Here is a 1,322-nt window from a genome sequence, read left to right on the forward strand (position 1 = left end):
GTTGCCGCCCTCCTCCGCCTTGCATCTCGACGCACCAGACCCCGCTCACCAGCACAGAACAGCCCGGGCCACCCGGACGCGACCAGACCCGCCGGACAGACCCTGGGCTGCCGCCCGGAAGATCAGTACTCCGTCCCTCGTGTGTTCTCAGCCTCCGTACACGGCGTCCACCTGGTCGGGCACCACGGAGCCGTTGTCGCGCAGCAGGGGTCCGAAGCCGCCCTCGGGCAGGTTCCGGGCGGCCGTGGAGCAGGGGTAGGTGCCCTCCTTGCGCGGCAGCGGCTCGATGAACATCGGGTTGGCGACCCAGCGTCCGTCGGCGTTGTCGTAGGCGCGGCACATGATCTCGTTCTTGTTCCGGTTGAGGACGAGGTGTGCGCCGGTCGCGTCGCCGACGAAGGTCACGTCGGTGTCGGCGTCCCCGCCGCCGAGGGCGATGCGCTTGCCCCAGCGCTGCTTCTCCCAGGCGGCCTTCCCCTTGATGTGGAAGATGTCCTGGTTGATCCAGCAGCGCTTGCCGTCGATGTACGGGATGGCCTCGCCCTTGTTGATCGGCACACCGCCGCAGCCCTCGTTGTACGGGGTGATGCGGCCGCGCTCGTCGAGCACGGAGCGGATCGCGATCGTGTGCTTGCGGTCGATGCCGACGCCCCGGGACCACACCTCGGTGACGGGCTCGGAGCCCGCGGAGACGATGTAGGTGTCGAACCCGGCGCGCTGGAGCGTGCGGATCAGGTCGCGCTGCTGCTCGTAGTACCGGACGTAGCCGGGGATGGTGTGGGTGCCGAGCTTCTGGGTGGCGCCGACGGGCGCAGCGAGGGCCTCCTTGCGGGCGGCGGCCGCGTAGGACTCCAGCTCGGGGACGGTGTGTCCGGCGAAGAGCTGCGGCACCCAGGCGTACTGCGGCACGGTGCGGCGGTGGTTCCACTCGCCCGCGAAGGCGGCGGCGCCGCTCATGGTCTTTCCGGACTCACGGATGTTGAAGATCTCGTCCGTGCAGTCGGTGTCGGTCGAGGTGGGCAGCGGGCGGCCGGCGGGGACGTCGGTGCCGCAGGCGGCGGTGAGCGCCCGGTCGGCCTCGTCGGTCAGCCAGCGGCTGGTGTCCTTCCAGCGGGCGGGCCGCAGGATCTTGTCGTGCCGCAGCGACCAGGCGATGGTCGCGTCGGTCACGTCGTTCTTGGAGACGGTGTTGTCCCAGTCGAACGCGGCGACGGGGCGCGGGCCGCGATGGCCGTGGCAGGTGCCCCGTTCGTCGATCATGCGCTGGAGTTTCGCCCGGTTGTCCCCGTACCAGGGCAGCTTCTTCGACAGCTGCGGGCAGT

General features: G+C 70.3%; 1 protein-coding gene. It reads right to left on the bottom strand.

Translation table 11 applies throughout. From position 1 onward, the window contains the following. Positions 1 to 147: 147 nt before the first annotated feature. A partial coding sequence (locus GTW43_RS32540) for a haloacid dehalogenase-like hydrolase (protein WP_161305566.1) occupies positions 148 to 1,322 on the bottom strand: 1,175 nt, incomplete at its 5' end.

Origin of the sequence: Streptomyces sp. SID5785 (assembly GCF_009870065.1) — a bacterium.
Classification (GTDB): domain Bacteria; phylum Actinomycetota; class Actinomycetes; order Streptomycetales; family Streptomycetaceae; genus Streptomyces.